Raw genomic sequence first — 15,335 nt, forward strand, 5'->3', positions numbered from 1 at the left:
CCGCGGCTCAGCCGAGCACGAAGGACGGCGGCGGGGTGCCCTCGATGCGCACCGGCACCTGCGCCAGCGGGCTGCGCTCCCACACGTCCCGCACGAGCGCGAACACGACCACGTCGTGCATCTCGTCGCCGTGCCGGTGCCACGCGCGCAACACGCCCTCGCGGCGGAAGCCGACGCGCTCCAGCGCCCGCTGCGAGCGCCCGTTGCGCGTGTTCGCCCACGCGGTGAGCCGCTCCGCGCCGAGCCGGCGGAACGCCAGCCCGGAGATGAGCGCCTTGGCCTCGGAGTTCGCCCCCGAGCCCCAATGCGGCTCGCCCATCCACGAGCCGACCGTCGCCCGCCGGTCACGCTTGGAGACCTCGGTCAGGCCGGTCACGCCGAGCACGCCGTCGGGCGAGTCGACCACGAAGTCCATGATCTCCCCCGACTCGCGCTTGGACGCCTGCGCGGCGATCCACGCCTCCGCCTGCCCGACTTCCGCGTACGGACCCCACGAGAACCAGCGCGTCACGAGCGGGTTCGAGGCGAGGTCGAACAGCCGCGGCGCGTCCTCCGCCGCCGGATACCGCAACGTCAGGCGCGGCCCGCTCACGACGAGCGGGTCACGCTCGTGCGGCGTCAGGAGTCCATGGCGTCGTAGGCCTCGCGGTCGACCGTCTGGTGGATCTCGTCGTCCGACGGGGACTCGTCGTGCTCGTCGGCGAGGTGGTCCTTGAGCTGCTTGGCCAGGCTGTCGTCGTCGGCGGCCGTGAGGGGCTCGCCACAGACGTTGCACTCGATCGTACGCACGCTTCCCAACTCCCTAGATGTCGTCCCGGAGGAACTCACGCTCGATGCCGTCGATCTTCGCCAGGCGTCGCTTGTGGCGATCCTCCCCGGTGAACTCGGCGGCCAGATACGCCTTGATGATGTCCGCGGCCAGCGACGGCCCGATCACCCGTCCGCCGAGGCAGAGGACGTTGCAGTCGTCGTGCTCGACGGACTGGTGCGCCGTGTAGGTGTCGTGGGCGACGACGGCGCGGATGTTCGGGAACTTGCACGCCGCCACGGCGACGCCCGCGCCCGACCCGCAGACCAGGATCGCGCGGTCGGCGGTGCCGCCGCGGACCGCCTCGGAGGCGAGGCGGGCGGTGTCCGGGTAGTCGACCGGGTCGGTCGACCAGGTGCCGAGGTCGTGCACCTCGTGCCCCTCGGCCTCGATCGCCGCGATCACCATCGGCTTGAGCGGGAACCCGGCGTGGTCGAACGCGCAGGCGATCTTCATGCGTGCTCCCCCGAGATCGCGCCCTGCAGGTTGCGGCCCGTGCTCTCGGCGTACTCCTGCGCCGCGATCAGCGCCGCGCCGAGCACGCCGGCGCGCGGCCCGTGGCGCGCGATCCGGATCGTCGTGTTCAGGCCCAGCCCCGGGACGACGTGGCGGAAGGCCGCGTCCTTGGCGGGCTCGAGGATGAGCGCGCCGGCACGCGAGACGCCGCCGCCGAGCACCACCTCGAGCGGGTCGAACGTGTTGATCGCGTTGGCGATGCCGATCCCGATCCGCTCGCCGAGCACGCGCAGGCACCACAGGCAGGCGTCGTCGCCCGCCTCGGCGCCGGCGACCACGTCGTGGCCGTCCACGTTGCCCTTCTTGGCGGTGACCTTGCCCAGGTGCGAGTCCGGGTACTGGATCGCGGCGTAGTCGGCCAGCCGGTCCAGCGCGCGACCACTCGCCAGCGTCTCCAGCGATCCCCGCTGCGGGAACGGGTCGCCCGGCACGTTGTTGCCGAACTGCACGTCGCGCCCGATGATCGTGTGCCCGACCTCCGCGGCCGACGTGGTCGCGCCGCGGTAGAGCTTGCCGCCCAGCACCCAGCCGCCACCGACGCCGGTGCCGATCGTCAGCATGACCAGCGAGTCGACGACGATCTTGCCGTCGTCGAACGCCTCGGCCAGCGCCGCGCAGCCCGCGTCGTTCTCGACGTAGACCGGCACGCCCATGCGCTCGGTCAGCAGCGAGCGCAGCGGGATGTCGTGCAGCGGGATGTTGACGGAGGCGAGGATCTTGCCCGTCTTGAACTCGATGATCGACGGCATGCCGATGCCGATGCCGCGGGTCTCGGGCGTGATCGCGCTCTCGATCGCGACCGCGAGCTGCTCCACGAGCGCTTCCTGCGACGCCTGGTTGGTCGGCGTGACTACAGGATCGGACAGCTCTCCACCTTCCAAGACCGACACCGCGATCTTGGTCCCCCCCACATCGACTCCGATGAACTGATCGCTCACGCGAGCTCCTTGGCCGCAGCCGGATCCAGTACGACGAGCAACTCTCCCGCACCTGGACGCACGAATGCCGCGGGCGAGTCGGCATCCGGTGTAGCAGCAAACGCGCGCGCGACGGCCTTCGCCTTGTCCGCACCGGTGACCAGGAACACCGTCAAACGCCCGCTGTTCAAGGCCGGAAGCGTCAAAGAGATGCGCGGAACCTGCGGTTCCATGCCTGCAAGTTCCACGCCGGTCACGAGCCGCGAGCGCTCCTGCACCTCCGGCTTGCCGGGGAACAGCGAGGCGCAGTGCGCGTCCGGGCCGAGGCCGAGCAGCAGCAGGTCCCAGCGCGGCTCCGAGCCGAGGCGCTCGCGCACGGACGCCTCGTAGGACGCGCTGCCGGCGTCCGGGCCGAGCTCGCCCTCCATCCGCATCACGGTCGGCCGCACGCCGCGGTCCAGGCGCCCGAGCAGCGCCTCGTTCGCCATCCGGAAGTTCGACAGGCCGCTCTCCGGCGGCACGCAGCGCTCGTCGCTGAACCAGACGGTCGCGCTGCTCCAGTCCGCCCCGGCGCGGGACGCGATCTCGTACGCCAGCTTGGGCGTGGACCCGCCCGTGAGCACGAGGTCACCCCCCGCTGACGCGGCATCCACCAGCAGCCCGGCGACCACTTCCGCCGGGTTCTCCTCCACTCGGATCTCCACTACACCACCATCGCCTCGGCTGATTTCAGCGCCGGACGATAGGTGGGATCGCGCAGCAGTGCTTGCCGGACGCCCTCGCCGAGGATGCCGCCCTCGCCGCGCGAGGCCCCCATGACGGTCCAGGCGCGCTCGGTGCCGTCGCGGTCACGGCGCATCGCGCGCAGCCCGCCGGGGGACCGGTCGAGCGCCATCGCCTGGCCGTTCGCGAGCTCGATCGTCACGCCGGCGAGGCCGGGCGAGCTCATCTCGACGGGTTCGAGCGTGAGCTTGATGTCCTGCCGGCGCGTGTGCGCGGTGCCCGTCCAACGGCCGCGGCCGGCGCTCAGCGGCCCCGGCTCCCAGCCCAGCCGGGAGGCCAGCCAGCCGCAGAACAGCACGCCGGAGGCCAGCGAGTCCTCGCGATGGCGGACGGTCACGGCGCTGATCGCCTTCAGGTCCGGCCGCCGCCGCGGGGAGTCGAACGCCGCCGCCACGCGCTCGCGCCACGGCGTCGAGCGCAGCCACGCGAGGTCGACGACGTACGTGTCGTCGGTGAGGCTGTCGGCGCGCAGCAGCGCGCGCTCGACGTCCTGCTCGTCCTGGGAGTCGATCAGCGTGATCTGCGCGAGCTTGCGCAGCTCGTCGACCGCCTCGGGGTAGCCGTGCGGTGACCACACCATCGTCGCCAGGTCGGTGACGACGAGCGGGTCGAGGATCGTGTCGAGCTTCTTGAGGTGCTTCTCCCCGACGAGCAGCGACACGCGCTCGCGCCCGACGGAGATCGAGCCCGACTTGGGCGCGTCGACCGTGCCGACGCGCACGCTCGCCGCCAGCCGTGTGCGGCCGGGGTCGACGAGCACGAGCAGCAGCCGCGACGGGTGGAACCGGCCCACGCGCTGCAGCCGGTTCTCGACCTCGCCGCGGAACTCGCGGTCGGCGATCACGACCATGTTCATCACGCGCGCCGGAACGTACGCGCGCTCCTCCTTGTGCCGCGCGATGAACATGTTGCGCAGCGCGGCCTCGATCCGGCCGGGCGTCGTGTCGTCCTCGCGCCAGAGGTCTTCCACTACAGGCCTCGCCACTTGTGCGGAGCGATCAGCTCGTCGGCCGCCGTCGGCCCGGCGCTGCCCGACTCGTAGGTGTGCAGCTTGCCCTTGTCCGCGTCCCAGGCCTTCAGGATCGGGTCGATGATCGCCCACTGGGCGAGCACCTCGTCGTTGCGGGTGAAGAGCGTCGCCTCGCCGCGCATCGCGTCCATGATCAGCCGCTCGTAGGCCTCCGGCGACTGCGACATGAACGCCGAGCCGTAGAGGAACTCCATGTTCACCGGCCGGATGCGCATGCTCGAGCCGGGGATCTTCGCCCCCAGCGACAGCGACACGCCCTCGTTGGGCTGCATGGTGAGCACGAGCTGGTTGGGCTGCACACCGACCGACCCCTGCGACTGGAACGCCAGGTGCGGCACCGGCTTGAGCTGCACCGCGATCTCGGTCACCTTGCGCGTGAGCCGCTTGCCCGTGCGCAGGTAGATCGGCACGCCCGCCCAACGCCAGTTGTGGACCTCGAGCTTGATCGCCGCGTACGTCTCGGTGCGCGAGTCGTCCGGCACGCCCTCCTCTTCGAGGTAGCCGCCGACGTCCTCGCCGCCCTCGTCACCGGCGGTGTACTGCGCCCGCACCGTGCACTGGCGCACCTCCTCCGGGGTCGGCGGGGTGATCGCGTGCAGGACCTTGACCTTCTCGTCGCGGACCTTGTCGGCCTCGAACGAGGCCGGCGGCTCCATGCACACGAGCGTGAGCAGCTGGAGCATGTGGTTCTGGACGAGGTCGCGCAGCGCGCCGGCCTGGTCGTAGTAGCCGGCGCGCGTCCCGATGCCGATGTCCTCGGCCGCGGTGATCTGGATGTTCTCGATGTAGTTGCGGTTCCAGACCGGCTCGAACATGAAGTTCGCGAACCGGAACGCCATCACGTTCTGGACGGTCTCCTTGCCCAGGTAGTGATCGATGCGGTAGACCTGCGACTCGCGGAAGACGTGCTCGACCACCGACTGCAGCTCGCGCGCCGACTCGAGGTCGACGCCGAACGGCTTCTCGATGATGCAGCGGACGTCGACGTCGGGGTCGTAGTTGAGGTCCGCGTCCTTGAGCGCCTTGACGATCACCGGGAAGAACTCGGGCGCCGTCGACAGGTAGAAGTCGCGGTTGAGCTTGCCGCCGCCGTCCTCGTCGAGCTCCTCGATCAGCGTCTTGAGCTTCTTGTAGCTCTCGACGTCCGCGAAGTCGAAGCCGACGTAGCGGACGCGGCTGAGCAGCCCCTCGAGCACGGTCGCGTCGGGCTCACGGCGCGAGTACTGCTTGATCGCGTTGCGGGCGACCTCGCGGAACTCGTCGTCCGGCATCTCCCGGCGCGAGATGCCGATCAGGTTGAAGCGCTCCGGCAGCGCGCCCTCGTGGGCGAGGTTGTAGAGCGCGGGCAGCAGCTTGCGGTGGGCGAGGTCACCCGTGGCGCCGAAGATCGTCAGCGTGGTCGCCGGGACCGGCAGCCGCTCGAGCCCTTCGATGAGGGGGTTCTCGCCGAGCGTCGCCGGGTCGGGCTTGACGTCCACCGCCATCTCAGGTCTCCTCGACCTTCTTCACCGCGTGGCCACCGAACTGGTTGCGCAGCGCGGCCAGCACGCGGGCGGCGTAGTCGCCTTCCTTGCGCGAGTAGAAGCGCGCGTACAGGGACGCGGCCAGCGCGGGCGTCGGGACCGCCATCTCGATGCCGTCGTTCATCATCCAGCGGCCCTCGCCGGAGTCGTCGACGTAGCCCACGAGGCGGCCGAGGTCGTTGCCCTCTTCCTCGAACGCCTTCTCGGCGAGCTCGCACAGCCAGGAGCGCACGACCGAGCCGCGGTTCCAGAGGCCGGCGACCTCCTTGAGCTCGATCGGGAACGGCGACTGGTGCATGAGGTCGAAGCCCTCGGCGTACGCCTGCATCATCCCGTACTCGACGCCGTTGTGGACCATCTTCACGAAGTGCCCGGCACCCGCGGGGCCGAAGTGGCGCCAGCCGTCCGGCGGGGCGAGCACGTCGAGGATCGGGCTCAGCTGCTGGATCGACTCGTCGGGGCCGCCGGCCATCATGCAGTAGCCCACGTCGAGGCCCCAGACGCCGCCGGACGTGCCGACGTCCGCGTAGTTGATCCCCTTGGCCTCGAGCTCGGTCGAGCGGCGCTGGTCGTCGTGCCAGTTGGTGTTGCCGCCGTCGACGATCGTGTCGCCCTCCTCCAGCAGCTCCGTGAGCTGCGTGATGGTGTCCTCGGTGATCTTGCCGGAGGGCACCATCAGCCACACCAGGCGTGGCTTCTCGAGCTTGGAGACGAGCTCCTCGAGCGAGTGGGCGCCGACCGCCCCGTGGCCCTCGGCGGCGGCGACGGCGTCCGCGTTCGGGTCGAAGGCGACGACCTCATGGTCTGAGTCGCGCTCGATCCGATGGACCATGTTGCCGCCCATCTTGCCGAGGCCGACGAATCCGATCTGCATGTCTAGAGCTGCTCCTTGATGGCGTCGATGTCGCCGACCGTGATGCGCACCGCGGGGAGGCCGTGGCTGCGCAGGGTCTCGAGGTCGCCGTCCGCCTGAGCGCGGATCAGCGTCTTGAAGGTGAAGGTCTCGCCGGGCACTTCGAGGTCGCCCGTGGGCTCGTCGACGAGTTGCAGGAAGCGGCCCGTCTTGGGTCCGCCCTTGTGCAGCTGCCCGGTCGAGTGCAGGAAGCGCGGGCCGTAGCCCCAGGTCGTCGCGACCTTGTACTTGGCCACGATCGCCTCACGCAGGCTCGCCACGGCGGCCTCGGTCTCGGACGAGTACGGCAGGTAGCCCATGATCGCGAAGTACGCCGGCGGCTCGAGGCCCTCGGTCAGCTCGCCTAGGCTGCCCGCTTCGAGGCCACTGGAACCGTCGCGCAGGACGCGGTTCGTGTTGTCCTTGGCCTCTTGCACGTTCGGCTGGTCGAACGGGTTGATCTCCAGCACCCAGCCGGCGACGGCGACCGCGAACTCGCTCAGGTAGAAGATCCGGCCCAGGTCGGTCGGGCCCAGGGCGCGGATCGTGATCACCGGGTGGCCGGCGTCCTTGAGCTTGGCCAGCTTGCCGGCGTTGGTGGAGTGCTCGGTGGCCACGTGGAGGAACACGCGGTCGTCGCCGTAGGCCTCCGGGCCGAGCAGCGGCTCGTCGGCGATCGGCAGGATGCCGCGGCCGTGCTTGCCGGTGGACTCGGCCACGAGCTGCTCGGCCCAGACGCCGTACGAGCTCAGCGGGTCGTCGGCGACGAACGTCAGCTTGTCGCGACCGGCGCGGGCCAGCTCGCCCAGCGCCACGCCCAGCCACAGGCCGGGGTTGCCCTGCTCGCCCTGGCACTCCTCCTGGGCGCCGATCGCCGACTCCAGAACCGCGGCCACGTCGTAGCCCGCGACCACCGCGGGGACGAGCCCGAACGCGCTCAGCGCGCTGTAGCGGCCGCCGATGTTCGGATCGCCGTAGAAGACGCGGCGGAAGCCCTGCGCGTTCGCGAGCTCCTCCAGGCCCGAGCCCGGATCGGTGACGGCGGCGAAGTGCGGGCCGTTGATGCGTTCGGCGAACGCCTTGTACATCGACAGCGGCTCGATCGTCCCGCCGGACTTGGAGGAGACGATCGCGAGCGTCGTCTCCAGCGGCAGCGTGTCGAGGTACTTGCCCACCTCGTCCGGATGCGTGGAGTCCAGGACGTGCAGCGTGAGCCCGTTCTCCGCGGTCCCGAACGACTGCCGGAAGACCTCGGGCGCCAGGCTCGAGCCACCCATGCCGAGCACGACGGCGTCCGTATAGCCCTCGCGCAACAGCTCGTCGCGGAAGCCCTCGAGATCGGCGAGCTGCTCGCGCGAGCGCTCGGCGATGTCCAGCCAGCCCAGGCGATTGGTGACCTCCGGGGTGCCTTCAGGCGCCCACAGCGTCCCGTCCTTGCGCCAGATGCGGCCCACGATGTCCTCGTCCGCGGCGCGGCGAAGGCGCGTCTGCACGCCATCGGCATATCGCTCGGGGACGTCGGCCTCGATCGTCGTGACGTCACTCATAGCTCTATTCCTTCCCGTGGCGGCTCCAGGACTTGCGCGACGGACGCTAGCGAACTGCGCGTGCACGGAGCACGCGCAGTTCACGCGAAGGGTTCAGCCCTTCAACACGCCCCGCGCGACGTCCGCGACGTTCTCGCCCGTGAAGCCGAAGTGCTTGTAGAGCGCGCCGGCCGGGGCGGAAGCGCCGAACGTCGTCATGGCCACGACCGCGCCACGGTCGCCCACCCACCGGTGCCAGCCGAGCGGCGCCGCCGCTTCGACCGCCACACGCGCCGTCACGGACGGCGGCAGGACCTCGTCGCGGTAGGCCTGGTCCTGGGCCTCGAAGCGGTCCAGGCACGGCGCGGAGACGAGGCGTACCTTCACGCCGTCCTCCTCCAGGAGCTTGCGCGCGTCGTTGGCGACGTGCACCTCGGTGCCGGAGGCGATCAGGATCACGTCCGGCTCGCCGTCTGAGTCAGCGAGGACGTACGCGCCCCGCTCGATCGCGTCGCTCGGCACGCCGGCCGGGTCCCACACGGGAACGCCCTGGCGGGAGAGCGCCAGCGCCGTCGGGGTGTCCGTGGCCGAGAGCGCGAAGCGCCAGGCCAGCGCGGTCTCGTTGAAGCCCGCCGGGCGGACCACGTTGATGTTCGGCGTCGCGCGCAGCGTCGCGAGCTGCTCGATCGGCTGGTGGGTCGGGCCGTCCTCGCCGACGCCGATCGAGTCGTGCGTGAACACGAACGTCGACGGGATGTGCATCAGCGCGGCGAGGCGGATCGACGCCTTCATGTAGTCGCTGAAGATGAAGAAGCCGGCGCCGAACGCGCGGAAGCCGGACAGCGTCAGGCCGTTGACGATCGCGCCCATGCCGTGCTCGCGGATGCCGAAGTGGAAGTTGCGGCCGCCGTAGGAGGCCGTGTTCACGGACCCGCCGTCCTTGATCAACGTCAGCGTCGACGGCGCGAGGTCGGCGGAGCCGCCGACCATCTCCGGCACCTGCGCGGCCGCCCACTGGATGACGTCCTGGGACGCCTTGCGGGTGGCGATCATGCCGGAGTCCGGGCCCTTGGTCGGGACCTCGGCGTCCCAGCCCTCGGGGAGCTCGCGGGAGAGCTGGCGCTCGAACTGGTCGGCCAGCTCCGGGAAGGCCTCGCGGTACGCGGCGAAGCGCTCGTTCCAGGCCGACTCGAGCTCCTCGCCCTTGCCCTCGAGCGAGCGGAAGTGCGCGAGCGCCTCCTCCGGCACGAAGAACGGCTCCTCCGACGGCCAGTTGTAGGCCTGCTTGGTGAGCTTGATCTCCTCGTCGCCGAGCGGCGAGCCGTGCGCCTCGTGCGTGTCCTGCTTGTTCGGCGAGCCCGGGGCGATGTGCGTGCGGACGACGATCAGCGACGGGCGGTCGGTGACGTCCTTCGCGTTCGCGAGCGCCTCCTCGATCCGGTCCAGCCCGATGTCCTCACCCAAGTTCTGGACGTGCCAGCCGTAGGCCTCGTAGCGCGCGGCGACGTCCTCGGTGAAGGAGATCGCGGTGTCGCCCTCGATCGAGATGTGGTTGTCGTCCCAGAAGGCGATCAGGCGGCCGAGGCCCAGGTGACCGGCGAGCGAGGACGCCTCGTGCGAGATGCCCTCCTGCAGGTCGCCGTCGGACGCGATCACGTACGTGTAGTGATCGACGATCTCGTGGCCGTCGCGGTTGTAGCGCTCGGCCAGCATGCGCTCGCCGAGGGCCATGCCGACCGCGGTCGAGATGCCCTGGCCGAGCGGGCCGGTGGTGGTCTCGATGCCGGCGGCGTGGCCGTACTCGGGGTGGCCGGCGGTCGGCGAGCCGAGCTGGCGGAAGTTCTTGAGGTCGTCGAGCGTGAGGCCGTAGCCGGTCAGGTACAGCATCGAGTACAGGAGCATCGACGCGTGGCCGCACGACAGCACGAAGCGGTCACGATCCGCCCACTTGGCGTTCTTGGGGTTGTGCTCCATCACCCGCGTGTAGAGCACGTACGCGAGCGGCGCGAGCGCCATCGGCGTACCGGGATGGCCGGAGTTGGCCTTCTGGACCGCATCCATCGAGAGGGTGCGGATCGTGTTCACGCAGAGCTCGTCGAGGGTGGACCGATCTTCTGCGACGGACAACGCAAGCCTCCAAGGGGTCGAATTCGCGACCCGAGAAGCTAGCGTGCCGGTTGATCGAGCGACTGCGCGACGACTAAGGCACCGCGCTCAGCGACGTAAGGGGTGCGTCGCCGGAGCCCGCTGCGAACGCCCGATGTGTGACGGTCGTCTCAGGCGCAGGATGAGGCTCATGCATCCCCAACTGATGACGATGTTCGCCGACGCGCAGTCGCAGGCGCTGCGCGATGCCGCCACCGCCCGTCGTCGCGGGCGCGTCGCACGGCCCGCCACGGGCTGGTCGCTGCACTTCCGACTCCCCAGGAGGACGCGCGTCGCGGTGTAGAATCTCAGTCATGGCGACTGAGATTGAGAAGACTGACGCGCAGTGGCGTGAGGAGCTCACGCCGGAGCAGTACGCGGTGCTGCGGCAGGCGGGTACGGAGCGTGCGTTCACCGGGAAGTACTGGGACGCGCACGAGGACGGGATGTACCGCTGTGCCGGCTGCGGCGCGGAGCTGTTCTCCAGCGACACCAAGTTCGAGTCCGGCTCGGGCTGGCCGTCGTTCACGGAGCCCGCGTTCGCCGCGAACGTGGAGACCAAGCAGGACGTCTCGCACGGCATGATCCGCACCGAGGTGCTGTGCAAGCGCTGCGGCGGCCACCTCGGGCACGTGTTCCCGGACGGCCCGCGCGAGGCCGGCGGCCTGCGCTACTGCATCAACAGCGCGGCGCTGGACCTCGAGACCAAGTAACGCGTCCGCGCCCGGTCGCGCGCCCCTGAGCGGGGCTTTAGAGAGCGGTCTACGGTGGGTGGATGCCCGCCGTGATCGCCGCGACCGGCGTCGTGAAGTCGTTCGGGGAAGGCCGCGCCGCGCGGCGGGTGCTCGACGGCGCGTCGCTGCACGTGCACCCCGGCGAGGTCGTCGCGATCCTCGGCCGCTCGGGCACCGGCAAGTCGACGATGCTGCACCTGGTCGGCGGGCTGGACCGCCCGGACGCCGGCTCGATCGCGATCGCCGGCGAGTCCGTGACGGGCGTGAGCGAACGTGCGCTGTCGCGGCTGCGTAGAACCCGCATCGGGTTCGTCTTCCAGTTCTTCCACCTGCTGCCTGAGCTCAGCGGCGAGGCCAACGTGCTGCTCGCGGGGCGTGTGCGCGGCGCTTCGCCGGACGCGGCCGCCCGCGGCCAGGCGCTGATCGACCAGCTCGGCCTGCGCGAGGTGGCCGGCTCGCTGCCCCATCAGCTCAGCGGCGGCGAGCAGCAGCGCTTCGCGATCGCCCGCGCTCTGGTGAACGACCCGCCCGTCCTGCTCGCCGACGAGCCGACCGGCAACCTCGACACCCGCGCCGGCGCGGAGGTGCTGCGGCTGCTGCGCGCCGGGGCCGAGGAAGGTCGCGCGGTCGTCATGGTCACGCACGAGTCGGCCGCCGCGGACATCGCCGACCGCGTGCTGACCCTGCGCGACGGACGGCTGGTGCCGTGACGGGCCCGCGCGCGTGATCCGCGACGCGCTGGCGGCGCTGCGCGCGCGCCGCGGCCGCACCGTGCTCGCTGCGCTCGGCGTGCTGGCCGCGTCGCTCGTGGTCGGCACGAGCGTGACCGTCGGCTACTCCCTCGCGACCGGCTTCCAGCGCTCCGCCGAGCAGGCGCAGCTGCCGGACGTTATCGCGCGCTTCCCGGAGCGCCGGCTGAGCGAGATCGACGCCCGCGTCTCGGCGCTACCCAACCTCGCGACGCGCTCGTACCGGTTCGAGCGGCTCAACCAGGAGCTCGCCGCCGACGGCCACTTCACCCGCAAGGGCGCGGTCACGACCGTGTTCGAGGGCCGCCGCGGCTACAAGGTCGTCGACGGCCGCGACGTGCGTGACGGCTCCACCGGTGACGTCGTCATCGAGCGCGGCCTCGCCCGCGAGTGGGACCTTCACGTGGGCGACGAGCTGTCGGTGCAGCGCCGTGGCCTCCTGCGCGTGAGCGGCATCGCGGTCTCGCCCGACAACGTCGCCTATCCGCTCGCGAGCGCCGCCCGCGTCTACATCGCGGAGGCCGAGCACCGCCGCTCGCCACCGCCGAACGTCGCGCTCCTGTGGCTGGCCGACCCCGACAAGGCCGACGTCACGCTCGCGCAGGCTCGCGCCGTCACCTTCGGCCTCGGCAAGCTCCAGTTCATCACGCGCACGGGCGTCGAGATCCTGCTCTCGCAGGCGGCGGGCATCGTGATCTCCCTGCTCGTGGCGTTCTCGCTCGTCGCGCTCGTCGCCGCCGGGACGATGCTCGCCGCGAGCGCCCACGCCGACGTCCAGCGCCGCCTCACCGGCCTCGGCGTCCAACGCGCGCTCGGGTTCGGCCCTGGCCGGATCGCCGCCCAGCAGGCCGTCGAGGCCGTGCTGCTCGCGGTCCCCGCCGCCGTGGTCGGCATCGCGCTCGGCGCCCTCGTCGTCGCCGGCCCCTCCGCGCAGCTGATCGCCGCGCTCAACGAGCTCGGCCCGGGCGTCGCGCTGCTCGGCCCGCTCGCGCTGTCGGCCGCCGCGGTGGTGGCGATCGTGGTCGCCGCCGCGACCTGGCCGGCCTGGCGCGCCGCCCGCCGGCCACCCGTGGAGATCCTCCGCGGCGGCGACCTCGCACGCACGCCGCAGCGCGCGGCGCGTCTCCCCCACGGCTTGCTGGCGCTCGGCGTGCGCTTCGCCACCGCGGCCCGCGCGCGCTGGCTGGCGGCGGTCGCGACCATCGCGGTGTGCGCGGGCGTCGTCACGCTCATGCTCGCGCTCGCCAGCCTGCTCGAGCGCCTGCGGGAGGACCCGGGCACGGTCGGCAAGCGCTACCAGCTCGCGGTCCAGCTGGCCCCCGAGCGCATCCCCGAGGCACGGCGGCTCGACGGCGTGGCCGACGTCGGCGAGCGCTACTCGATCGACGCCGCCGACTCGTTCCGGCTCGGCGAGCCGATCCGGCTCGTCGCCTACCCCGGCGACCACACGCGCTTCGAGAACCCGCCGCTCGCCGAGGGACGCCGCATCCGCGGGCCGGACGAAGTCGAGGTCGGCGTCGGCATGGCCGACGCGCTGGGCCTGCGGCCCGGCAGCACGCTCGCCGCGCAGGTGCCCGACGGCGGCGAGATCCGCTTCCGCGTCGCAGGCGTGGTCCGGGCGCTCGAGAACGACGGTCGGATCGCGTGGATCCGACCGGACAAGCTGCTCGAGACGCGCCCGGACCTCAGCCCGCAGGTCGTCGTCCGGCTCGACTCGAACGCCGACCCGGCCCAGGTCACGCGCGCGCTCGTGGGCCTCGGGGCGCAGCTGCAGCCCGTGGGCGCCGCGCAGACCGACAACGCCGCGTTCCTCGCCGTGCTGGCGGCGGTGCTCCGCGGCGTCGGCCTCGCGGTCGGGCTCGTGTGCCTGTACGCGCTGATCCAGGCGCTGACGGTCACGGCCCGCGAGCGGCGAGGGGCGGTCGCGCTGCTCAGGGCCACCGGGGCCGACGCGCCCACGATCTCCCTCGTGCTCGCGGGGGCGGCGATCGCGGTCGCCGTCCCCGCCGCGATCGCCGGCGTGGCGCTCGAGCTGCTCGTGTTCGGCCCGGCCGTGTCGCGGCTCGCGGCGAGCTTCGCGTCGCTGCCGCTCGGCGCGTCCAACGGCCAGATCGCGCTCGTGTTCGCCGGCCTGCTGGCGCTGTCCGCCCTCGCCACCGTGCTCGTCGCCCGGCGGGTCATGCGCGAGCCGATCATCGCGGGGCTGCGCGAGGAATGAGCGTGCCGCGCACCCGCTCGCTTCCCGCCGCGCGCGCGGCCGTCGCCGGCGCGCTCGCGGCCGCGGCGCTCGCCGTGGCCACGTGCGGCGACGACCCCAAGCCGGCCGTGTCCGGCGGATCCACGCTCACCTCGACGCTGGTCGACTCCGACGGCGACGGCTTCCTCGAGGCCGGCCCCGGCGAGCCGCTCCGCGACCGTGGCGACGCGGCCCGCCTCGGCCGCACGCTCGTCACGTTCGGCCAGCTCACGGACACGCACGTCCGCGACGAGGAGTCCCCGGCGCGCGTGCCGTTCCTGGACCGCGTCGGCGGGCCGTTCACGTCCACGTTCCGCCCGCAGGAGGCGTTCAGCGCGCAGACCCTCGACGCCGCCGTCCGCGCGCTCAACCGCCAGAAGCCGGACGCCGTCTTCGTCACCGGCGACATCACCGACAACGCGCAACGCAACGAGCTGGACCTCGCGCTGGCCGTGCTCGGGGGTGGCAGAGTCACCCCGGACAGCGGCGCACCCGGGTACCGCGGCGTCCAGCAGGCCGACTCCGCCGACCCGTTCTACTACCGCCCCGACTTCGACGCCCCGGCGCACCCGGGCACGCTCGCCCAGGCCCAGCGCCCGTTCACGGCCGCCGGCCTGGACGCGCCGTTCTACCCGCTCGTCGGCAACCACGACGTGCTCGCCCAGGGCGAGGTCCCGCCGAGCGACGCGATCAACGCCCAGGCGACCGGCGACCGGATGGTCCAGGCGCTGGACCCCGAGCTCCTGGACCGCCTGCCGACGGAGGAGATCGACGCGCGCCGGGCCACGGACGCCCTGCTGGCGTACGCCTTCCAGCTGCCGAGCGTGAGGGTCCCGGCCGACCGGGCGCGGCACCTGAACGAGCCGGGCGAAGCCGAGCGCAAGCTCGGCCACGCGCAGATGGACTACACGGTCGACCTGACCGACCGGGTGCGCGCCGTCACCGTCGACACCGTCAACCGCGACGGCACCTCCCGCGCCCGCATCAACCCGCAGCAGCTGCAGCGGCTGGACGCGCAGCTCGACACCGACCGCTTCGTCGTCGTCTTCTCCCACAACCCGCTCACGCCCGAGGCGCTCGCCGTGCTCGACCGCCACCCGAACGTCGTCGCGAGCATCGCGGGCAACAGCCACCGCAACCGCGTCACGCCGCGCGGCCGCTACTGGCAGATCAGCACGAGCTCCCTCGCCGACTTCCCCCAGCAGGCGCGCATGTTCCGGCTGCGCGAGACGACGGACGGCGTCGCGCTGGAGACCTGGATGGTCGACCACGACGGGCGGGGTCTCGCGGGCACGAGCCGCGAGCTCGCCTACCTCGACGCGCAGGGCGGACGCCCGCAGCGATTCGCGGGTGCCGAGAAAGACCGCAACGTCCGCCTGTTCGTCACCGTTCCATAACCCGCAACCATTTCCCCTCTCCGCCGTTTCACCGGCAGAGCATCTCAGCGAGAGGAGAAGTACGTGATTTCCAGGGCTT

General features: G+C 71.8%; 15 protein-coding genes. 5 read left to right on the forward strand and 10 right to left on the reverse strand.

What is annotated here, in order from left to right; all coding sequences use genetic code 11:
- Positions 1-7 precede the first annotated feature (7 nt).
- The 10 genes from C8N24_RS04895 to tkt all read right to left on the reverse strand — a co-directional run bounded on the left by C8N24_RS04895 (position 8) and on the right by tkt (position 10,080).
- Complete coding sequence (locus tag C8N24_RS04895) at positions 8-592, reverse strand: GNAT family N-acetyltransferase (protein WP_245971762.1); 585 nt, start codon at positions 590-592, stop codon at positions 8-10.
- A gap of 26 nt (positions 593-618) precedes the next feature.
- Entirely contained in the window at positions 619-789 is a 171-nt protein-coding gene (locus C8N24_RS33675; RefSeq protein WP_170178729.1) for a hypothetical protein, read from the reverse strand.
- A 13-nt stretch (positions 790-802) separates the two neighbouring features.
- Positions 803-1,264 carry a ribose 5-phosphate isomerase B gene (gene rpiB / locus C8N24_RS04900; protein WP_121248560.1) on the reverse strand — a complete coding sequence of 154 codons (462 nt, stop codon included), beginning with the start codon at positions 1,262-1,264 and terminating at the stop codon, positions 803-805.
- Positions 1,261-2,262, reverse strand: a complete 1,002-nt coding sequence (locus tag C8N24_RS04905) for an ROK family protein (protein WP_342794254.1) — start codon at positions 2,260-2,262, stop codon at positions 1,261-1,263. The genes rpiB and C8N24_RS04905 overlap by 4 nt, the downstream gene beginning before the upstream one ends.
- The gene (pgl, locus tag C8N24_RS04910) at positions 2,259-2,945 is read right to left on the reverse strand and encodes a 6-phosphogluconolactonase (protein WP_170178848.1); all 687 of its coding nucleotides are present in this window, start codon (positions 2,943-2,945) and stop codon (positions 2,259-2,261) included. The genes C8N24_RS04905 and pgl overlap by 4 nt, the downstream gene beginning before the upstream one ends.
- Positions 2,945-3,994 (reverse strand): glucose-6-phosphate dehydrogenase assembly protein OpcA, encoded by a 1,050-nt coding sequence (locus C8N24_RS04915; RefSeq protein ID WP_121248566.1) that lies wholly within the window; start codon positions 3,992-3,994, stop codon positions 2,945-2,947. The genes pgl and C8N24_RS04915 overlap by 1 nt, the downstream gene beginning before the upstream one ends.
- Positions 3,994-5,538 (reverse strand): glucose-6-phosphate dehydrogenase, encoded by a 1,545-nt coding sequence (gene zwf, locus C8N24_RS04920; protein ID WP_121248568.1) that lies wholly within the window; start codon positions 5,536-5,538, stop codon positions 3,994-3,996. Before zwf ends, C8N24_RS04915 begins: the two co-directional genes overlap by 1 nt.
- A gap of 1 nt (position 5,539) precedes the next feature.
- Positions 5,540-6,451: a phosphogluconate dehydrogenase (NAD(+)-dependent, decarboxylating) gene (gene gnd / locus C8N24_RS04925; protein WP_121248570.1), complete on the reverse strand. Its 912-nt coding sequence runs from the start codon at positions 6,449-6,451 to the stop codon at positions 5,540-5,542.
- Between the two features lie 2 nt (positions 6,452-6,453).
- Positions 6,454-8,016 (reverse strand): glucose-6-phosphate isomerase, encoded by a 1,563-nt coding sequence (locus C8N24_RS04930; RefSeq protein WP_121248572.1) that lies wholly within the window; start codon positions 8,014-8,016, stop codon positions 6,454-6,456.
- Between the two features lie 93 nt (positions 8,017-8,109).
- The gene (gene tkt, locus C8N24_RS04935; RefSeq protein WP_245971763.1) at positions 8,110-10,080 is read right to left on the reverse strand and encodes a transketolase; all 1,971 of its coding nucleotides are present in this window, start codon (positions 10,078-10,080) and stop codon (positions 8,110-8,112) included.
- A 211-nt stretch (positions 10,081-10,291) separates the two neighbouring features.
- Here tkt and C8N24_RS33680 point away from each other — a divergent pair, with 211 nt between their 5' ends.
- From C8N24_RS33680 to C8N24_RS04955, 5 genes are all read left to right on the forward strand, one after another.
- Positions 10,292-10,444: a hypothetical protein gene (locus C8N24_RS33680; protein ID WP_170178849.1), complete on the forward strand. Its 153-nt coding sequence runs from the start codon at positions 10,292-10,294 to the stop codon at positions 10,442-10,444.
- A gap of 10 nt (positions 10,445-10,454) precedes the next feature.
- A complete protein-coding gene (gene msrB / locus C8N24_RS04940) occupies positions 10,455-10,853 on the forward strand; it encodes a peptide-methionine (R)-S-oxide reductase MsrB (RefSeq protein ID WP_121248574.1) in 399 nt (132 codons plus the stop codon).
- 62 nt (positions 10,854-10,915) lie between these two features.
- Positions 10,916-11,584 carry an ABC transporter ATP-binding protein gene (locus C8N24_RS04945; RefSeq protein WP_121248576.1) on the forward strand — a complete coding sequence of 223 codons (669 nt, stop codon included), beginning with the start codon at positions 10,916-10,918 and terminating at the stop codon, positions 11,582-11,584.
- 13 nt (positions 11,585-11,597) lie between these two features.
- On the forward strand, positions 11,598-13,841 hold the full coding sequence (locus tag C8N24_RS04950; protein WP_121248578.1) for an FtsX-like permease family protein: 2,244 nt from the start codon (positions 11,598-11,600) through the stop codon (positions 13,839-13,841).
- A gap of 2 nt (positions 13,842-13,843) precedes the next feature.
- Positions 13,844-15,256, forward strand: coding sequence for a metallophosphoesterase family protein (locus C8N24_RS04955; RefSeq protein ID WP_170178850.1), 1,413 nt, complete (start codon positions 13,844-13,846; stop codon positions 15,254-15,256).
- The last annotated feature ends 79 nt before the right edge of the window (positions 15,257-15,335 follow it).

It is taken from the genome of Solirubrobacter pauli (assembly GCF_003633755.1).
Taxonomy (GTDB): Bacteria; Actinomycetota; Thermoleophilia; order Solirubrobacterales; family Solirubrobacteraceae; genus Solirubrobacter; species Solirubrobacter pauli.